This window comes from Cellulosilyticum sp. WCF-2, from assembly GCF_003990395.1.
GTDB classification, from domain to species: Bacteria; Bacillota; Clostridia; order Lachnospirales; family Cellulosilyticaceae; genus Cellulosilyticum; species Cellulosilyticum lentocellum.
On sequence record NZ_CP034675.1, the window covers coordinates 2,748,711 to 2,769,034 of the forward strand.

13 protein-coding genes are annotated in these 20,324 nt (G+C 34.1%); 10 read left to right on the forward strand and 3 right to left on the reverse strand.

What is annotated here, in order from left to right:
- Positions 1-87 precede the first annotated feature (87 nt).
- The 4 genes from EKH84_RS12225 (at position 88) to EKH84_RS12235 (ending at position 4,386) form a co-directional block, all read left to right on the forward strand.
- Positions 88-1,197, forward strand: a complete 1,110-nt coding sequence (locus EKH84_RS12225; protein ID WP_127066518.1) for a vWA domain-containing protein — start codon at positions 88-90, stop codon at positions 1,195-1,197.
- Positions 1,194-3,368: a VWA domain-containing protein gene (locus tag EKH84_RS12230; RefSeq protein ID WP_127066519.1), complete on the forward strand. Its 2,175-nt coding sequence runs from the start codon at positions 1,194-1,196 to the stop codon at positions 3,366-3,368. Before EKH84_RS12225 ends, EKH84_RS12230 begins: the two co-directional genes overlap by 4 nt.
- A gap of 157 nt (positions 3,369-3,525) precedes the next feature.
- Complete coding sequence (locus tag EKH84_RS22065; protein WP_190283317.1) at positions 3,526-3,696, forward strand: hypothetical protein; 171 nt, start codon at positions 3,526-3,528, stop codon at positions 3,694-3,696.
- Between the two features lie 45 nt (positions 3,697-3,741).
- Positions 3,742-4,386 carry a DUF488 domain-containing protein gene (locus EKH84_RS12235; RefSeq protein WP_127066520.1) on the forward strand — a complete coding sequence of 215 codons (645 nt, stop codon included), beginning with the start codon at positions 3,742-3,744 and terminating at the stop codon, positions 4,384-4,386.
- A gap of 44 nt (positions 4,387-4,430) precedes the next feature.
- Here EKH84_RS12235 and EKH84_RS12240 read toward each other — a convergent pair whose 3' ends face one another.
- Positions 4,431-4,853: a bacteriohemerythrin gene (locus EKH84_RS12240; RefSeq protein WP_127066521.1), complete on the reverse strand. Its 423-nt coding sequence runs from the start codon at positions 4,851-4,853 to the stop codon at positions 4,431-4,433.
- 204 nt (positions 4,854-5,057) lie between these two features.
- The gene (locus EKH84_RS12245; RefSeq protein WP_127066522.1) at positions 5,058-6,266 is read right to left on the reverse strand and encodes an FprA family A-type flavoprotein; all 1,209 of its coding nucleotides are present in this window, start codon (positions 6,264-6,266) and stop codon (positions 5,058-5,060) included.
- 297 nt (positions 6,267-6,563) lie between these two features.
- Between EKH84_RS12245 and nifJ the strand changes: the two genes are divergently transcribed.
- The 5 genes from nifJ to EKH84_RS12270 all read left to right on the forward strand — a co-directional run bounded on the left by nifJ (position 6,564) and on the right by EKH84_RS12270 (position 17,543).
- The gene (gene nifJ / locus EKH84_RS12250) at positions 6,564-10,103 is read left to right on the forward strand and encodes a pyruvate:ferredoxin (flavodoxin) oxidoreductase (protein ID WP_127066523.1); all 3,540 of its coding nucleotides are present in this window, start codon (positions 6,564-6,566) and stop codon (positions 10,101-10,103) included.
- 492 nt (positions 10,104-10,595) lie between these two features.
- Entirely contained in the window at positions 10,596-11,984 is a 1,389-nt protein-coding gene (locus tag EKH84_RS12255) for an HNH endonuclease (protein ID WP_127066524.1), read from the forward strand.
- A gap of 184 nt (positions 11,985-12,168) precedes the next feature.
- Positions 12,169-13,170 (forward strand): hypothetical protein, encoded by a 1,002-nt coding sequence (locus EKH84_RS12260; RefSeq protein ID WP_127066525.1) that lies wholly within the window; start codon positions 12,169-12,171, stop codon positions 13,168-13,170.
- A gap of 41 nt (positions 13,171-13,211) precedes the next feature.
- A complete protein-coding gene (locus EKH84_RS12265) occupies positions 13,212-16,106 on the forward strand; it encodes an insulinase family protein (protein ID WP_190283318.1) in 2,895 nt (964 codons plus the stop codon).
- Positions 16,107-16,133: 27 nt separating this feature from the next.
- Positions 16,134-17,543, forward strand: coding sequence for a L,D-transpeptidase (locus EKH84_RS12270; RefSeq protein WP_127066527.1), 1,410 nt, complete (start codon positions 16,134-16,136; stop codon positions 17,541-17,543).
- A 165-nt stretch (positions 17,544-17,708) separates the two neighbouring features.
- Here the strand turns inward: EKH84_RS12270 and EKH84_RS12275 are convergent, their stop codons facing one another.
- Positions 17,709-18,872: an aminotransferase class I/II-fold pyridoxal phosphate-dependent enzyme gene (locus EKH84_RS12275; RefSeq protein ID WP_127066528.1), complete on the reverse strand. Its 1,164-nt coding sequence runs from the start codon at positions 18,870-18,872 to the stop codon at positions 17,709-17,711.
- 140 nt (positions 18,873-19,012) lie between these two features.
- On the opposite strand from EKH84_RS12275, the gene EKH84_RS12280 reads away from it, so the two are divergent.
- Complete coding sequence (locus tag EKH84_RS12280) at positions 19,013-20,179, forward strand: ATP-binding protein (protein ID WP_127066529.1); 1,167 nt, start codon at positions 19,013-19,015, stop codon at positions 20,177-20,179.
- Positions 20,180-20,324 lie beyond the last annotated feature (145 nt).

Sequence of the window (20,324 nt, forward strand, 5' to 3'; positions counted from 1 at the left end):
CTTGTCTGACAAATGGATAACTTGTTCTATAAAGTCTAGAAAGTGAATATAAACATATTAAGCGTAAGTTTTTAGAGGAGGCTTAATATGAGTGATAGTATTGATGTATGTGTAAGCTTTGATACAACAGGTTCTATGTATCCTTGCTTAACGCAGGTAAGACGTTACATAGGAGAGATGGTGGGGCAACTTTTTAAAGATATTCCAGACCTAAGAATAGCTATCATTGCCCATGGGGATTATTGTGACGAAGGTAATCCTTATACGGTTCAAATGCTAGATTTTTCTAAGGATGAAGAGAAGATAAAAAACTTTGTAACTCAAGTAGCACCTACTTACGGAGGAGATGCACCAGAATGCTATGAGCTTGTACTACGTGAGGCACGTACATCATTAAGTTGGGAGTCCGGCCGCGGAAAAGCACTTATTATTATTGGCGATGATGTACCGCATGGTCCAAATGAAAAACAAAATAAGCAAAAGATTAATTGGAGAAATGAATTGGGACTTCTTCTAGAAGCAGGTATTCATGTTTATGGTGTTCATGCAATGCCAGGAATTCGTAAGCATTCAAGAGCCTTTTATGAGGAAATAGCATATCAAACGGGGGGCTTTTATTTGACTTTAGATCAGTTTGCTAATGTGACATCACTTCTTATGGCGATTTGTTATCAGCAAGAAGGAGAAGCACAGTTGAAGCTTTTTGAAGAACAACTTAAAGAAAAAGGTAAGCTGAACTATAATCTGAAAAATTGTATTGCTAAACTGCAAAACGAAACATTAACTGAATATCAAAGCAATGATGCTCTTATTCCTGTTCCAGAAGGACGTTTTCAAGAGCTTTTTGTAGATGAAGAAATGAGTATTAAAGCGTTTATTTTAGAACAAGGTGCTAGTTTTAGAGTGGGAAGAGGATTTTATGAATTAACAAAAAGTGAAAAAGTAGGCAGGCAAAAAGAAATCCTATTAGTAGAAAGAGAAACAGGAAAAATTTTTAATGGCTCACAAGTGAGAGATATTTTAGGATTAAGTAGTCAGATTAAAGAAAAGGGACATAATGAAACTTTAAAAGCTGTACATTTAGACAGATATAAAGTGTTTATTCAATCAACATCATATAATAGAAAATTAATGGCTAACACCTCTTTACTTTATGAAGTAGAAGACTGGGATAAAGGAGGGGAGGTAGGGCTATGAAATCATTTCCATTTCAAATAACCTACAAAGGAAAAGCAGTACTTCCTTTTACCAATGAAACCCAAAAAGAGTGTTTTTTTTATGAAGTTGCCAGTAAAAGGCCATTGTCAGCAGCTATTCATCATCATATTCTTATAATAGATTTTCAAGGCAATCAAGAAGAGGAAAAAGAGCAACTAAAAAAATGTTTAATAAAGACTTTAGATGTGCTGTGCAAAAGAGGAAAGCATTATGTTTCACTACTGGCTTATAAAAAACATGAAGGACTAGTGCGTGTTTTAAGTAGTATAAGATGTGATCATGCATCTTATAAAATGGCAGAAATAGATCAACTAATCGAAGAAGCAACTCAGTTGACTTGTCAAGGGCCACTTTCTCAATCATTAGAAGTAGCCCTAGAATTGACTAAGAGGTTAAAAGAGCATTGTGATGCACAGCATATCACTTTATTTACGGATGGTTTTTCTTCTTCGCCTATAGGGGAAGCAGGAGAAGTAGAGACCTGCATGCAATTATGTAGGCGTTGTTACGAAGATGAAATTTCTGTAAATCTAATTGCATTAGGTACGTATTATGATAGCCAGTTCTTAAAATCACTGATTCAAGATAGTAGTAGTAGCGAATTGCTGCATGTGGAGCAAATAGCAGATTATGAAGGCGCCATGGCTTTATTAATTGCAAGAGTAGAGGCTATTTCTAAAGACAAAATAAATGTTCAAAATAAAACTTCTTTTTTATGTGAGACACGTCATTACTATACAACTGCAGGAAGTATCCAAGGCTTAAGTGAAAAGGGAATCAATCTTTTAGTTACCTACGATGAACCTTTACAGTTACTTGATACAAAAGTAAAAGTTAAAAAGCAAGAAACTTTGAGTCAAGTTATACCGTATTACCTGTATCAATTTGGGGCATATCTAGTAAAAGAAGGCGATATTGAAACAGCAGAGGAAGTTATTGCTGAAACAGGAGATATGGCTACTTATAAAAAAGTATGTAGTATATATAGCACTAGAGAAAAAGGGAGCTTCTTCAAAGAATTGATTCAGCTAGCAGAGAAACCACAAAAGCGTTATAAAGAAGGTAAACAAATCATAGATAGGCAAACTTTAAAGAGAGAAGAACCATTGTGTTTACTAGAGATACTTTCTATCATTTTAAATGATGCAGAATCTAAGCTATTTTGGGATTATAGTTATCCTTACGAAAGGATTGGGCCGGCTTATAGGAAGGAAGAACTAGCATATGCTTTTATAAAGCCTACTTTGGGGTATGGAGAAATAGAAAAAGTCTGTATTGGAAGCAAAAAACTTAACATAGGGGTACAAGTGAAGATAAATGGGCAAGTAGAGGAACTTAAAACCCACTTAAAGTTAGATGCTGCTGTTTACAGGGAATATAATATTATAGTGAATGGTAATCTGAATACTAAATATCTCATCACTGAGTTATCTAGAAAAGTGAGAGCTCAGTTAAGAAAACAAGGTGTTATTAAGGTGGCATTTAAGCAAGATAAGAAAGTATTCCACAAACTTCAATTAGAGAAGCTGAAAGTAGTAAATGCTAGGATCATAGAGCAAATAACAGCAGAACAAGTAGCCGGGTATCTTTATGAATTAGAGATATTAAAGCTTAGGGAGAGTTACATCAGGAAATATTTAAAAAATATTTTTCAACCTATGCAGCCACTTACCAAAAAGCAACTTAAGCTTTACGAGCGTTTTCATATTAATGAAAAAGGCTTATTCGAAACAAAGCAACAAGGACTAGATTACACCTTACCAGTTTCTTATTATAAAGCCGAAGTAGTGGAGTGGAAAATTGAAAAGTTTCCAAAAAAGAAATTAGAGGATGAAATCATAGAGGATTACCACTTAGATCATTTAAAGCCCACAGCTAAACAAATCAAACAACTTCAAGAATCACTAAGTGAGTTGAAACAAAAGAAGCAGCTACTAAATAATGCTGTGCAATTGATAAGAATAGGTAGTACTTTAATGAATAAACCTATTTTTAACTGGGAACATACAGTTATAAAACCTAAAAGGCAAGCTACTCCATTAGCTGAAGGCAATACTGTAGTAGGAGAGTGTATGCATGTTTCTACAGTACAAATACAAGACTTATTTATTAAAGAAGAAAGGTATATTCTGATGGTAACTCATCATTAAAACTAAGCTCAATAAACTAGTTAATAATTAACAAAAAAGATAGCCAACAAAAAGAAATTTTTGTTGAATAGTAGTACAAAAAAAGACTAGAACATATGTTCGATATTGTGTATAATAAGGATAAATCAAATGAGATATACGAAGTGGAGGAGAATATATGAAGGCAGGAGAAACAATGTGCTACTATCGTGCACGAGGTGGAGAAAGAAGTATTTATGTAACCATGTTATATGACAAGAATCAACTAAGAGGAAGTATTATTCAAAACTATAACCCACAGATTTTAAAACCAGCAACATCTTTAAAAAAGGATTATTTATCTGCATAATGGGTAGTAATGGCTAGAACGTGAGCTAGATAAAGGAGACAACAGATGGAAAAATGTGCTTATACTATAGGTTATGCGCATCATACTCAAGAAAGCTTTTTAGCTTTAATTAAAAAGTATCACATCAATTGCGTCATTGACGTAAGAACAATGGCTTATTCTAATTTTCACCCACAATTTAATAAAGAACCAATTAAGCATTTTCTTAATACAGAAAATATTTTGTATCGTCAAATGCAAGAAGCCTTTGGCATTATTAGACCTAGTAGCCGACTTTTAAATCAAGCAGGTTATCTGGATTTCGTGAAGATAGCAGAACTTCCTAGCTTTCAAGAAGGAATAGAAACCATTATAAGAGGGATTGAGGCTGGCTATCAGATTGCTTTTATGTGTGCGGAAAAAGCACCTAGTGATTGCCATAGAAGTACCTTAGTAGGAAGAGCTCTAGCCTTTAGAGGCTATAAGATGTACCACATTTTACATGATGGTCACTTACAAACGCAAGGTGATTTAGAGGAAGAATTATTAGAAAAATATTTTCCCAATCATCCCCAATTAAATTTATTTAATAGACCCCATAAAACAGAGTTGATTAATGCAGCTTATGAATTACAAAGTAATCAAATAGTAGAAGTTAATTCAAAACGAGTGTTGAAAGAATCATATGATTCACCTAAAAAGAAAATGTAATATTAAAAGGAGGGATTAATAGAAATTAATCCCTCCTTTTAATATTAACTTGATAGTTGCTGATAATAGGCTTCTATATCTTTATCTTGCTTAACTATATGTTCAAAAACCCATTCAACAATAGCATTTCTAAGATGTGTTAATTCTTTATAAGGAGAAGCACAAAAGGCAGTATAATCGATACTATTAATATAGTTTTTAAAGGATTCATGTTCAGCTATATGTTGCATGATATGAGGATAATGAATTGTTTTCATAAAAGTCTCCTCATCATAAAAATGATAAGTAACATATTCTCTGAGATCATATAAAATATTCATTAATTCTTGCTCGGTAACACCTATACATTGAATAAGTAATAATTGCTCTATATGTCGACCTATTTGAAAAAAAACTTGATGTTGACTATCTATTTGTTCAATTCCCAGTGCCAGACGGCCATCCCAGTTAAAGTTAAAATCAAACATACAGCACCTCCTGGAAAATATATTTTATGTATACTTTAAGTATAGCATAAGGGCAAAGGGAAAATAAATAATTTTACGAAAAGGTACTGAGATTGTATTTGAGTTAAGACATCAAGTTAAGATAGAAATATAAGTAGATGATTAGGACAAATAAAAGGGTAATCCATATGGGTTACCCTTTTATTTGTCCTAATCATTATAAAGTTATTTAACAAGCGTTGTAGCAAAATCTTTACCAAAATTAAAAGCCTCTTGTAAATTAGTCTCACCTAGTTTAAAAACGCAAGCTAACGGTTGAAGAGGTATACGACATTTTAGCTGTTTAAAGCGTTCTTGTATATGAGGAAGTGCTTCACCACTCCAGCCATAAGAACCAAATGTTCCAACAGTTAAGTGTCTATGAACTACTGGGTTAAGAGAAGTAAGTACATTCCAAATAGGAGGAAGTGCATCTGCTAAAATAGTAGGAGAACCTAAAAGAAGTCCTTCAGCGGTCTCAATATGTGCCATCGCATCAGCAAGGCTATCTGTTTCTAAGTTGAGAAGAACAACTTCTCCTGTATAATCACTAGCATCAATACCTTTGCAAATGGTTTCAGCCATTTCTTTTGTATAACCGTAGGCAGATACATAAGCTACAACAATCTTAGGTGAAAGTGCTTTTGGTGTACTCCAAGTTTTATAGAAATCTAAGTATTTTTGCATATTAGTTTCATCTAGAATCATACCATGACCAGGGCAAATAAATTTGATAGACAAATCTTTAATTTTATCTAAGGCCTTTAAAACAAAGGGTTTAAAAGGTCCCATAATCATATCAAAATAATATTTATAAGCAGACTCATAGTCAGCTTCACGATCAGTCTCTAAAGCATTTTTAAAAATACGTTCATCAGAGTAATGGGCTCCAAAAGAGTCACAGGTAATTAAAAGGCCATCTTCTTCTATATAAGAGTACATCGTATCAGGCCAATGAAGTTGAGGAACACTTAAAAAGCGAATAGTTTTATTTCCTAAAGAAAGAGTTTCTCCATCTTTAACAACAAGGCTTTTAAAAGGAGCATTGATGATTTGGCTCATAAACCTAATAGCTAAAGCACTACCTACAACAGTAGCATTTGGTGTATAAGGAAGTAATTTAGCTACACTCCCAGCATGATCAGGTTCTGTGTGATCTACAATTATATACTTAATATCCTCAAGAGCCACTATTTTTTTTAGTTTTTCAAGGTACTTATCAAAACACTTGTCTTTAACAGTTTCAAAGAGGGCAATACCTTCACTACCTTCTAAAAGATAAGCATTATAGGTAGTACCAAATTCAGTTTCCATTACAATATCGAAAGTACGAAGGGTTGGATCAAGAGCCCCTACCCAATAAAAATCTGGTGTTACATTTAATATATCGGACATGTAAACAACTCCTCTACAAATAATATACATTGTGTATTAATTTAAAATAATTTCATTTGATAATAATTATTATAGAATAAATGCATGGGTTGTCAAGAAAATCACAGAAAATGGATTGTACTAAAAAAAATACTGGAAAATCTGAGAAAAAAGTATATAATATATTTCAGATAATAATTATTATTACTTGGATAAGGCGAAGGATAAAGAAGTAAAAAATCTTTAATCGCTTTAAGATAAAAATATTAATTTATTTTATAAGTATACATTATATTATTAAAGAAAGAAGGTCATCTTATGGCAAAACAATTAATGACAATAGATGGTAATACTGCAGCAGCTCATGTTGCTTATGCTTTTACAGATGTAGCAGCTATTTATCCAATTACACCTTCATCTACTATGGCAGAAGTAGTAGATGATTGGGCGGCACAAAATAGAAAAAATATTTTTGGACAAAAAGTTAAGGTTGTAGAAATGCAATCAGAAGCAGGTGCAGCAGGAACTTTCCATGGTTCACTGCAAGCAGGAGCTTTAACAACTACTTTTACAGCTTCACAAGGACTTCTTCTAATGATTCCAAATATGTATAAAGTAGCAGGTGAACTTTTACCAGGAGTATTTCATGTAAGCGCGCGTGCACTTGCAGCACAAGCTTTATCTATTTTTGGTGACCATCAAGATGTTATGGCAGCCAGACAAAGTGGTTGCGTAATGCTTGCTTCTGGTTCTGTACAAGAAGTAGCAGACCTTGCACCAGTGGCACATCTTGCTGCTATTAAAGGTAGACTTCCTTTTGTTCATTTCTTTGATGGTTTTAGAACATCTCATGAAATTCAAAAAGTAGAAGTATTGGAATATAGTGACTATGCAGCATTACTAGATCAAGAAGCATTAGCTGAGTTTAGATCAAGAGCACTTTCACCTAATCATCCGGTAACAAGAGGAACAGCTCAAAATTCAGATATCTATTTCCAAACAAGAGAAGCTTCAAATAAATTTTATAATAATATTATTCCAATTGTAGAAGAATATATGCAAAAAATGAATAGTCTTACAGGAAGAAATTATGGATTATTTAATTATTATGGTGCAGAAGACGCAGCGTATGTAGTAGTTGCAATTGGTTCTGTGACAGAAACAATTGAAGAAACAATTGATGCTCTTAATGCACAAGGAGAAAAATATGGATTAATCAAGGTACATTTATTCCGTCCATTCTCAGAAAAACATTTCTTAGCAGCAATGCCAAAAACAGTGAAAAAGATAGCTGTTCTTGATCGTACAAAGGAACCAGGTTCAATTGGTGAGCCACTTTACTTAGATGTACGTTCTGCTTTTTATGATGTAGATAATGCACCAGAAATTATTGGTGGACGTTATGGACTAGGTTCAAAAGACGTTACGCCAACTGATATTAAAGCAGTATTTGAGCATTTAAAAGTTGCTGATACAAAGAGCCAATTTACAGTAGGTATTAATGACGATGTTACATTTACTTCTATTCCAATAAATGATGAACTTAGAATTTCAACAGAAGGTACAGTAAGATGTAAGTTCTGGGGACTTGGTTCAGATGGTACTGTAGGTGCTAATAAGCAAGCTGTAAAGATTATTGGTGAACATACTAACAAATACGTACAAGCGTATTTTGCATATGACTCTAAAAAATCTGGTGGAATTACTATGTCACACTTACGATTTGGAAATGAGCCTATTCGTTCAACCTATTTAATTGATGAAGCAGATTACATTGCTTGTTCACAACAAGCTTATGTAAATGAATATGATCTTCTAAAAGGTCTTAAAAAAGGTGGTAACTTTGTACTTAACTGCCTATGGTCAGCAGAAGAACTTGAAACAAAATTACCAGCTAAAATGAAACGTTATATTGCAAAAAATAAAATTAATTTCTATACAATTGATGCTGTAGGTATTGCAGCAAGCATTGGCCTTGGTAAACGTGTTAACATGATTATGCAAGCCGCATTCTTCAAACTTGCTCATATCATTTCAGAAGAAGATGCTATTTCTTACCTTAAACAATCTATAGAGAAAACATATGGTAAAAAAGGACAAGATGTTGTAGAAATGAATTATAAGGCAGTAGAAGCAGGTTTCACATCACTTGTTAAAATTGATGTACCAGCAGCATGGGAAAATGTTGTAGATGAAGAAGTGGTAGAAAATAATAAGCCAGATTTCATTAAAAACATTGTAGAACCTATTAATCGTCAAGAGGGAGATCATCTTCCAGTAAGTGCTTTTAATGGCTATGAAGATGGTACTTTCCCAGCAGGTACTGCTGCTTATGAAAAACGTGGTGTAGGAATTGATGTACCAGAATGGAATATTGATACATGTATTCAATGTAATCAATGTAGTTTTGTGTGTCCACATGCATGTATTCGTCCAGTACTTGTATCAGAGGACGAAATGAAAGATGCACCAGAAGGATTTGAAGCTAAAAAGGCAGTAGGTAAAGGTCTTGAAGGACTTGTATTTAGAATGCAAGTAAGTACTATGGACTGTACAGGATGCGGTAACTGTGTAGATATTTGCCCTACAAAAGTTAAATCTCTCGTTATGAAACCACTTGCTACACAAGTAGAAAAAGAAATTCCAAATTGGGAATTTGCTGTTTCAGATAAAGTGGCTTATAAGGGAGACCTTGTAAAAGGAACAACAGTAAAAGACAGCCAATTTAAAACACCACTTATGGAATTTTCAGGTGCATGTGCAGGTTGTGGTGAAACACCTTATATGAAACTTTTAACACAACTTTTCGGAGATCGCATGATGATTGCAAATGCAACAGGATGTTCATCCATTTGGGGTGGGTCTGCACCTAGCACACCTTATACAACAAATCATGAAGGTAAAGGTCCAGCTTGGGCAAATTCACTTTTTGAAGATAATGCTGAATATGGACTTGGTATGATGCTTGCAGTTAACCAAATGAGAGATCGTATTGCAGAGCGCTTAAGAGAAATTATAGCACTTCCAATCGATGAAAAAGCAAAAGAAAGTATTAACAACTGGCTTGAAAACAAAGAAAATGGTGAACTTTCAAAGGTATATAGCCGTGAAATCGAAGCTATTCTTGATAATGATGTGATTACTTTAGAAGATGCAAAAGAAGCACTTAAACAAGTGGAAGAAAGAAGAGATTATCTTGTAAAACGCTCACAATGGATCATTGGTGGTGATGGATGGGCTTATGACATTGGTTATGGTGGGTTAGATCATGTTCTTGCATCAGGTGAGAATATTAATGTCTTGGTATTTGATACAGAAATTTACTCAAATACAGGTGGTCAATCTTCTAAATCTACGCCAATGGCAGCAATGGCGAAATTTGCAGCAGCTGGTAAACGCACACGTAAAAAAGATCTTGGCCGTATGATGATGGCTTATGGTAATGTATATGTAGCACAAGTAGCAATGGGTGCAGATAAAAATCAATTAGTTAAAGCTATGCTTGAAGCTGAAGCTTATGAAGGACCATCTATTATCATTGCTTATGCAACATGTATTAGCCATGGTTTAAAAGCTGGTATGGGTAAATCTATTTCACACATGGGAGATGCTGTTAAATCAGGTTACTGGCATTTATATCGCTATAATCCACTTCTTGAGGAACAGGGTAAAAATCCATTTACCTTGGATTCAAAAGAACCAACAGAAAGCTTCAGAGATTTTATTATGGGACAAGTACGTTATTCAGCAATTAAGAAACAATACCCAGAACAAGCAGAAGAACTATTCGAAATGGCAGAAAAACAAGCAAAAGACCGTTTAGCAAGTTACAAACGTCTTGCAGCGCAAGAATTTTAATAATGAGAAAACAAAAGGTGTTAGTAGCATAGATGCTATTAACACCTTTTGTTTTTTAGTTATTTCTATGAGTTTTAAAAAAATCAAATAGGCTAAGATAATCTTGAGTAAATAAGCTATTTTTAGTGCAGATAAAAGTTTCTTTCTCTGAGCAATTCTTGATGGGGCAAATGTGATATATAGTATTATAAATAATATATAATTTTTTATTTAATTATTGAATCCAATATTGAACATAGAAAAGCAATTGAATTTAAACATATGGTTAGAACTAGAGTTGTGTTGTAAAATGTGATATAATCAATTTACTGAACAAATGGGAAGAGATAAAGAACTACTACTCGTAAAAAGTAGATGTATAACGGATGATAAGAAAGGCTTATATTTTTATAAAAATAGGATATTCTATTAAAATGACACTGGCACTTTACAGTGTCATTTTAATGTCCCACTTTATCTTATAAATAGACAACTAAAAGTAGAGGTAATGACATGGCACAATTAGACAGTGAACAACTTAAAAAAGCATTTCATCAAGAAATGATTGCACTTTATAAGCGTATGACAAAAGAACTGAGATATAAGTCACCTCGTTTGATGGACCTTATTAATAAATATGGTGGTTATGAAGCAGCAGTCAAATATATTACGACTGAAAATAATGTACAGGATTTTGCGGTACTTTGGGAGAATGAAAGGTTAGACTTAAGTGTAGAAGCACTTATTACCAATAATCGCTATCGTCAGCTGTTTATGGAGGAGATTGTTAAATATTGCGATAGAAAATTAGAGGAATATAGCTATGCACCTAATAAGATTGAAGAAGAAGTAAAAGAAGAACCGATAACATTTTATGAAGAAGAGCCATTATTCACTAAGAACGGGATATTGACCACTCTAGCAGAGGAAAATCAGGAGGAAAATACTGGAGAAACCATAGAGTCACCTTATATGCTTTATTCAGAAGGTATAGCTATTACACAAGCCATGTGGGAAGAGGTACTACAAAATACTCAGTTGATTTCTCAAAAAAATCTAGATTTATTACTTAGAATCTATTTGATGGGAGATGCTGTGACACCGGAAGAACTTTCAAAAGAAGAAGGCTATTTAGCAACATATCCTTATAATGAGGTAGTAGCTGCTATGGCTAAGCGGATTAAAGCTTATTTAAAAATAGAAGCACCAATAAGTATAGAGGGCAAACCTTTATGGTGGCATATTTTATTTGTAGGTGGTGTAAAGGATAATAGTTGCTTTGAATGGAGTTTAAGAAGTGATTTAAGAATGGCGATCAAACAAATGATAGAAGAAGGTAAATTTCAAGTAGAGCAGCTAACCGTTCATACACATAAAAGTTTACTAGATATAAAAGAAAAAGCATTGAAAGTGCCAGAGAAACTAGAAGAAGATAATGATTTATCAGATTTTGACCGCTTATTTGAAGCCATTATGATGCCTAAAGCAAAAAGTGAACCGCCGGTAACCCAAGAAAACTTAACACAGAAAAGTAAAATGAATACACCAAAAGAAGAATTACCACAAGCTACTACACCAATAGCCATCATAAAAGAAGATGAAAAAGAAATGGAAGAGGATAAAACAAAACAGCTTACAAAAGAACAAATCAAAGCAGAATGCATTAGTTATTATGGAGCTATTTGTGATATTTGTGGTTTTGACTATGGCTATACTTATGGAGAAGCTTATGAAATGGCTATAGAAGTACACAATATTAAAGATGAGTCACATGAAGAGATCTTACCCAATACACATCCAATAGAGGATTTAGTGCCTATTTGTCATAATTGTCATCATATCCTTCATAGTCATCAACCAGCCTTAACTATTGAAAAAATGAGACAAATGGTTAAAGCATAACCAAGAAAGAGGGGATTGTATAACAAGAAATGTTGTGCAATCCCCTTTTTTGTTAATAGTTCATAAGATATTCTTTGTTGAAAATATAATAAGGGTACTATTTTTTAGAAGATAAGAGACTGGAAAAAGCTATAAGAGTAAAACCATAAAGGGTAGCATATCCTAAAACTGAAAGGAGGCAGATATGCAGCATTTAAAAAAAGGTTTTATTTTATGTGTGGCTATGTTTCTACTCATTAAACCCTATTCGGCACAACCTCTTAAAACCTATGCACATTATATACTTTTAGAAAAGCAAAGGCTTGAGGAAGAAAGTGGTGTTCTTTTGATGAGCAATTCCCCAGAAGATGTTAAAGAAGTTGGTGTTTTATATCAAGGTGAACTCTGGGGTAAAGGCAGATTGCTTTATCATCATGTCAATGAAAGCGAAGAAAAGAATTTACGATTAGTCATAGAAATTGTAAATCAAGAAAAGACTCCCCAGTTATTACGTATTAGGAAAGCTGTTGTAGATGGACCATCTTATCGGTTTCTCAAAACAGGACAAACATTACTTAGAGATTACTTTAATTCAGTAAGTGATGAGCTTTATTATCTTCAACCAGAGGAAAAATGGATACTTTATGATTCAGAAGGAAAGCTATGGACAAAAGGGAGTTTGCTTTCGGGAATGATGGATGTAGAAGCAACAGGACTTATGACTGTTACTTATAAAGCTATATCAAACGAGTCAGAGAAAGAAGCAACTAACTTGAAGATTTTAGAAAAAGATTTGGCACCCAGAGGGAGTTTTAATATATTAGAACGTACTTATACCATGGAGGTTCCAGCAGAAATAGGATATTATTACCACTTATTAGGAACTCCTAAAGATTGGGTTAAAGGTATAGATGAACTTACAGGAGAAAATGCACTTAATGAAGGAAATTATGGTATAATGGAGCATATTCGAATAACAGCCAAGGCTGATACAACGGTTATTTTATGTCCGAGAGGTGGCATTTTTCAAGGTGTAGTGAGATGGGACGATGGAAGTTTACATTTAGTAGAGCGTTCTCACTCATTTAAGAGAAAAAAAGAGTGTATTGAAATTGGTAAACTGAAGAAGGGAGAAACAAAACAGTTAGACTATATGTTACCTAATGGTTCTGCAGCACCGGCACTTTTAGGGTTTTGGGTAAAGTGATTAGGAAAGGGATGTGTATGCAATTAAAAATAGGAGAAAGCATGAGTGGCTTTCGTTTAATAGAAGAACAAACAATTTCAGAAATAGGAGGAATAGGTAGGGTATTTGAGCATGAAAAAAGTGGGGTTCGTGTTGTTAGCTTAAAGAACCAAGACCCTCATCAAGTATTTGCAATGGGTTTTCAAACTTTACCGATGGATGAGACGGGAGCCGCACATATTGTAGAACATGCTGTCTGTTGTGCTTCAAAACATTACCCGTTAAAAGAAACTTTTGTAGCTTTAGGACAAGGCTCTATTTGCACAACTATGAATGCGTGTACGTATCCTGATATGACCATTTATTATGCAGCAAGTCCTCATGAAGAAGATTTAATGGGAGTTGCTAAAGTCTATCTAGATTTAGTATTTCATCCGCTTATTTATGAGAATAGTGATTACTTTAAGCAAGAAGGCTGGCATTATCATGTAGAAGAAGATGGCAATTTAAGCTATAGCGGTGTAGTTTACCATGAAATGGAAGGAGAATATGCTGAGGCTATTACCCATTTAGAGAACCAAAAACAAAAGGCTTTATTTCCAGATACACCATATCGATATGATTCAGGAGGATTACCAGAAGCTATTCCCAATTTAACAGAAGAAGCTTTTTTAGCTTTTCATCAAAAATATTATCAGGGAAGTAATTGTATCATTATCCTCTATGGAGATGGTAATCTCAAGGATCAACTTCACTATTTAAATGAAAATGGTTTACAACAAGTACCCAAAGGAGATTATAAAGCCATACTACCTTGTCAGGAGCCTTTTAAAGCTTTACAACGACGTACTGCTTATTATCCAGTTGAAGTAGAGGAAGAAGCAGAGACTTTAATCTGTTTGAGTTTTGTTATAGGAGATTCTAGTGATCAGGATCTTCGTTTAAGCTTTGAAGTTTTAGAACATATGTTACTTAGAAGTGCAGCCTCTCCTCTTTTAAAAACCTTAGTGATAGAGGAAGAGTTGGGTGTTAGTTTAAGTGACGGTGGTTATGATACTTCTAGAAAGCAACCTGTCTTTACGATTACATTAAAGGGCTGTGAAGAAGAAGCAGGAATGCAGTTTGAAAGCAGTGTATTTCGAGTGCTTCGCACATTAGTCAAAGAAGGCATTCCTAAAGATTTAATAGAAGCAAGTTTACAAACATTAGCTTTTGAGTTAAAAGAAGTAGATGCTAGCTATGAACCTATAGGAATTCAATATAGTGAAATGGTATTAAGCAGTTGCTTTTATGGACAAGGGACTTTTGAACCTTTATATTATGAAAAAGCTTTTGAAAAACTCAACGAGTTGAGGCATGAGGGCTATTTTGAAACTTTGATTGAAAAGTATCTCTTAAATAATCCTCATAGTCTTTGTATGACATTGATTCCTAGTGAAGCCTTAGGGAGAGCTAATGAAGAACAAAAGATAAAAATACTTGAAGTAGCAAAGTCAGCTATGACAAAGGCACAGTTTCAAAAACTTATTCAAGATAACAAACGTCTTAAAAATGAGCAGTTAATAGAAAATACTAAGGAGGGCTTAGGTCTTTTACCTCATTTGACAAAAAGACAGATGCCAAAGCTTTTAAAAGTACCCAAACTAGAGCAATTAACTCTAGAAGATTGCGAGGTGTTAATAGAAGAAGCAGACACCAAGGATATTGCATATATTCACTTTCTTTTTAATGCTAGAGGTGTTCCTCAGGAGGATTTACCTTACTTAGGCATTTTAGCTCACTTATTTACTTATGTGGGAACCGAAACAAAGGATTATGTGGCAATTGAAAATACGATCAATACTCATACTGGGGGCATACATAGTGCTATTCATGCGTATCATTTATTCAATGAAGATGGCTATAGTCCTATTTTTAAAGTAAGCTGCAAGGTATTAACAGAAGCACTAGGTGCATTTGAAGCCTTAATGACAGATTTGTTTTTGAATACCACCTTTAAAGAAAAAGCTAAAATAAAAGAAGCATTAGGTCATATGGTGTATGAAATGGAAAGAAGCTATATAGGAGCACCAGAATACCGTAGTATGCAGAGGCTTTATACGTATTTTTCAGAAGAAGGAAGCTATGAAGACCAGGTATCTGGTTTGGCTTTTTATCATTTTATCAAGCCACTTTACGAGCATTTTGAAGAACAGTTTGAACAACTGAGTAAAGCTTTAAAATCAGTACTTGAAAAGGTTATTAGAAAATCTAATGTGCGCCTTGCTATGACAATAGGGAAGCATCAAAAGCAAAAGGTTCTTTATACTATAAGATCACTTATAACCCATTTGCCTGGAGAAAAGGGAGTAGACTATACGTATACATTTAAGGTGCAGGAGACTAAAGAAGCATTTTGTGTAGGACAAGAAGTACAAGCTATTGCGGCGGGGTTTGACTTTAAGAAGCAAGGTTACAGGTATGATGGCAGTTTAGAGGTGATTTCCAATATTTTAGAGAATACGTATTTATGGGATCGGGTACGTTTACAAGGCGGTGCATACGGCTGTGAAATATTTTTAAGTGAGGAGGGTTATCTAGCAATTTCTTCATACTGTGACCCCCATTTAAAAAAGACCTTAGAGGTTTATGAAGGTATTGGAATGTATTTAGAACAGCTTGAAATAGAACCAGATTTGCTAGAACGTTATATAGTGAGTACTCTAGGAACAATGTTAGCACCTATTAGTATGGAGAGAAGAAGCGAGAGGCTTTGCCACTATCTTATAACTCATACGGGCCCGAAAGAGCGTCAGCAAATTTATGATGAAATATTAAATACAACACCTGAAAGTTTACAAAAAGCAAGTCAATTATTTAAAGCTATGAGTAGTCACAATCATTATTGTGTAATAGGTAACAAAGAAACAATCACCAAATGTAAAAATATATTTGAGGTTATACATTTTACGATTTAGGGATATGCTAAAGCTGAGGAGGATACTATGAAAAGAGTAAAATCAATCAGTTTAACAGTAATCTTCATTTTAAGCAGTGTTTTTTTATTAGGGAGTAAACCTATAAGTTGTCAGAGGCATTACGAAACCGTTTTAATAGGGGTTGTAGAAGAAGCAGAACGTTATCTTATTATAGAACAGCACCTTTATCCTATTGTTAAGGTACGTCACGATGACTATATTCCATTAAGCTACCTACAGCAGGCCGGTATAAGCATTAAGGAAATAGAAGGTATTACTTACTTACAAGAAACTAAAGAAAGAGGGACATATAAGCTTGCCGTAAATTTAAAAGATGCTCTAGCTTATATGAATGACACTCCAGTTTACTGTGGCAATATAAGGAGCTATGCCCTTAAAACAAGAGAAGAACTACTTATTCCAGTAGCAGCTTTAAAAGGACTTTGGATGATTAAGCCTCATGAAGGTGCTTATGAAGCAAGAGAAAAAATCAATTTAAGTGATGATAACCTTATTGAAATAACAGAAACAACTATTAAAAATAGCAGTAATCATGTCATGCGTATTTCTTGGGTGAGTTTATTTTGGAATGGTAAGGCTTTTATAGAACTACCAAAAAGGGAAGTGCTCTTTGAACCTGGAGAAAGTAGATTATTAGAAGAACCAAATGGAAAAGGGCTTACTTATGTGACGACTTTATTGACCTGTGTTAATGAAGAACTATTAGATATAGCAGATACTTTTGGTCAAAAGGATACTTCTTTTTTTATGCATTATACAGCAGTTGTTAGAAGCGAAGCTTTAAATCAACTTTTTCCTCGGTATACCATTAGAGCAATGATGAAATACACAATAGGTAGTTTAGAAGCAAAGTCTCATATAGAATTATGGCGAGCAGAAAAAAGAAGCTATTTTGTGGTCAAGGATAAAAAAGGTAAGAAGTTTCAAGTACCCTATAATAGTATTCATATTGATGGAGACTGGGGAACTTTAAGCTCTAAGCCAAGTGCGGCTGATATAGAAGATTTTGTAACATTAAATCAGTTAGAAAGTAAGACATCTTATTTATTATGGACGGATATCTATCGTCAGCGTACGCATGTCTTAAAGAAGCAAGAAGGAATATGGCATTTAGAGAAAACTTTTGTTTGCTCCACCGGTAAAAATATTAATCCAACGCCACAGGGCCTTTATGAAGTACAATATACAATTCCCTTTATTGGAATGGATAAAGGCTACCGTTGTAAAAATGCTTTGGTTTTTTATAGAGATTATATGTTTCACTCAATTTTGTTTGATAAAACTGGGAAATATATTAAAAGTGGACAATATGAGTTAGGCCAGAAGGCTTCTCATGGTTGTATTCGTTTATCAGAAGAAGATAGTGCATGGCTTTATCAGCATATTCCGGTAGGGAGTACCGTATGGATTCGCTAGTCAATTCATGTAATCTGAAGAAGAATTTAAGACATCAGTGATCACCAAAGATCTGTATTAAGAAAAACCATGCATACCGCTAGAATCAGTGTCTAGGAATGCATGGTTTTGTTCGTAAATAGTCAATTGATACTTTATAGCCGTTTTAATTTTTACAAGGGTTGCCTAGGTATTTAAAATACTGCTTGCTTGTATTTGCTTAATAGCTTTGGCCATAGCTTCTTCATTTTGAACTAAGGCAATGCGCACATAGCCTTCACCTTCTTCGCCGAAGCTAATGCCAGGGACAACAACTACACCGGCTTGATGCATTAAATCCTGTGTAAAGTTCATAGAAGAAGTATAATGGCTAGGAATGGGGGCCCATACAAACATACTACCTTTAGGTAAAGGGATATTCCAACCGATTTCTTTTAAACCTTGGATTAAAAACTGGCCTCTTGTTTCATATAAATCATGAATGAATTTGACTTCATCTTGAGGTCCTGTTAAAAGAGAGACAGCAACTTTTTGGAAAGGTAAAAACATGCCGTAGTCAACATGTGATTTAAGTGTTTTTAAAGCACTGACCATTTCTTTGTTACCTACAGCAAAAGCTGTGCGACAGCCTGGAATACTATAGGTTTTAGAAAGCGAATTAAATTCGATACCCACCTCTTTAGCACCAGGGATACTAAGAAAGCTTTCACCTCTTTGACCATCAAATAAAAGTTCACTATAGGCATTATCATGAAGAACCATAATGTTATAGCGTTTAGCAAAAGCAACTAATGCTTTATAAAATTCAGGGTTAGCTGTAGCTGCTGTAGGGTTATTAGGATATGAAACAATCATCAGTTTAGCAGCTATGGCTACATCCTTTGGAATAGCTTCGAAGTCAATAAGGTAATCGTTTTCTTTTAAAAGTGGCATTTTATGTAAGAGCGCACCTGCCAAATGAGGGCCAATTGTAAAAATCGGATAACTTGGACTAGGCACGAGGACGATGTCACCAGGATTAATTAAACAAAGGGCTAATTCAGTAAAGCCGCTTTGAGAACCTAATAAGGAAATGACTTCATCTGTTTCCAAAGTAACTTGATAGCGCTGATGATACCAATGACACACGGCATCAATAAGCTCTTGAGTATCAGAAATAGCATAACGGTAGTTAAGAGGATCTCCAGTTGCCTCAGAAAGAAGTTTCATGACACGGTCTGAGGGAGGTGAATCAGGTGTACCGATACTAAAATCAATCATTGAACGCCCTGCCTTCATAAGGGCTTTTTTTTGTTCATTAAGCTCCGAAAAAATAGCGGAGGAAAGCTGCTGCATTTTGTCTGCAATCATGGGTAAGCCTCCTTTAAGCTGAAAATAAATGGTATTGTATACATCATTTATTATAATTATGAAATTTAAAAATAGTCAATGTATAAATTTTGTACTATAATAGCTTGTAATAAAATAATCTTACTTAGGAGGCAAGCAGCATGCAGTTCATATTTTATAGACGACTTAATGAAGTAGCTATCTTAAAAGGAGCTCAAACCTTGCAAGAAGAAAAAGATGAGGTGCTTTATCAAAAGATTTTAGGAGAGCTTTTAGAGCAAAGCTACCATTTAAAGCTAGGCCAAGATCTTTTTAAAATGTATCTCTGTTTTTTAGTGGCGAATGATGAAAATGCATTTTCACTAACAGCGGAAAAAGAGGGAGAAGGGATGGATGATAATCTTAAGGCATTAGTTCTTAAAGACTTAACAACTCTTATTCAGCTTTTTCATAGCCAAGTCATAACATTAAGTGTAAAAAAACAAGAGAAGACTGAGTCCTACTATAAACTTTACGAAGCTTTGGAAAAAGAGCCAAGCCCTGAGTCATTTTTACATACCCTTATAGCGTATTATAAACAATATGGATGTGGTAATATGAACCGCTACAAGGCCTTTAAGTGGCAACAAGATAAAGGCCTTATTGGGATTAGTGAGTGTGATCCTATTACGCTGAAAGAATTAATTGGATGTAACTATCAAAAAGAAGCACTTATTAAAAATACAGAAAACTTCTTACAAGGAAAACCTGCTAATAATGCACTTTTATTTGGAGATAGTGGCACAGGTAAATCATCTATGGTAAAAGCTTTGCTGAATGCTTATTATGATCAAGGGCTTAGAATCATTGATCTTTCAAAAGCAGATTTTATGTATTTTAATCGTATTTTGCCACTTCTAAGAAATAGAGGGCTTCACTATATTATTTTTTTGGATGATTTATCTTTTGAAGAGTTTGAAACCGAATATAAATATATGAAGGCTCTTATAGAAGGAGGTGTGGAAGTTAAGCCTAATAATGTGCTTATTTATGCTACTTCTAATAGAAGACATTTGATTAGAGAAACTTGGGAGGAGCGACAAGGCCAAGATATACATATTATAGATACGAGACAAGAGAAACTATCCTTATCCGATCGCTTTGGATTAAGTCTAACTTTTACCTCACCTGCTCAGAATGCTTATTTGGAAATTGTAACAGCTTTAGCTGCGCAATATGGAGTAGACATAGATGCTAATAGGCTTAGAGAAAAAGCTATTCAATGGGAATTAGCTCATGGTGGGCGCTCAGGGCGAGTTGCTAAGCAATTCATTCAATCTTTACTATAGTCTTTTTAAACATAATTCTTAAGATAAATGATATTTTATTAGATAAATGTAATGAATTTTTAATACAAATATATAAAAATATAGAAAATATGAATTTAACAAGGTATACTAAAAACGTTTATTAAAATATAATAGAATGGGAAAT

Excerpts from the sequence above, each read along its gene's own strand:
- EKH84_RS12225 (WP_127066518.1), top strand. The coding sequence starts at position 88 with ATGAGTGATAGTATTGATGTATGTGTAAGCTTTGATACAACAGGTTCT.
- EKH84_RS12230 (WP_127066519.1), top strand. The coding sequence starts at position 1,194 with ATGAAATCATTTCCATTTCAAATAACCTACAAAGGAAAAGCAGTACTT.
- EKH84_RS22065 (WP_190283317.1), top strand. The coding sequence starts at position 3,526 with ATGAAGGCAGGAGAAACAATGTGCTACTATCGTGCACGAGGTGGAGAA.
- EKH84_RS12235 (WP_127066520.1), top strand. The coding sequence starts at position 3,742 with ATGGAAAAATGTGCTTATACTATAGGTTATGCGCATCATACTCAAGAA.
- EKH84_RS12240 (WP_127066521.1), bottom strand. The coding sequence starts at position 4,853 with ATGTTTGATTTTAACTTTAACTGGGATGGCCGTCTGGCACTGGGAATT.
- EKH84_RS12245 (WP_127066522.1), bottom strand. The coding sequence starts at position 6,266 with ATGTCCGATATATTAAATGTAACACCAGATTTTTATTGGGTAGGGGCT.
- nifJ (WP_127066523.1), top strand. The coding sequence starts at position 6,564 with ATGGCAAAACAATTAATGACAATAGATGGTAATACTGCAGCAGCTCAT.
- EKH84_RS12255 (WP_127066524.1), top strand. The coding sequence starts at position 10,596 with ATGGCACAATTAGACAGTGAACAACTTAAAAAAGCATTTCATCAAGAA.
- EKH84_RS12260 (WP_127066525.1), top strand. The coding sequence starts at position 12,169 with ATGCAGCATTTAAAAAAAGGTTTTATTTTATGTGTGGCTATGTTTCTA.
- EKH84_RS12265 (WP_190283318.1), top strand. The coding sequence starts at position 13,212 with ATGAGTGGCTTTCGTTTAATAGAAGAACAAACAATTTCAGAAATAGGA.
- EKH84_RS12270 (WP_127066527.1), top strand. The coding sequence starts at position 16,134 with ATGAAAAGAGTAAAATCAATCAGTTTAACAGTAATCTTCATTTTAAGC.
- EKH84_RS12275 (WP_127066528.1), bottom strand. The coding sequence starts at position 18,872 with ATGATTGCAGACAAAATGCAGCAGCTTTCCTCCGCTATTTTTTCGGAG.
- EKH84_RS12280 (WP_127066529.1), top strand. The coding sequence starts at position 19,013 with ATGCAGTTCATATTTTATAGACGACTTAATGAAGTAGCTATCTTAAAA.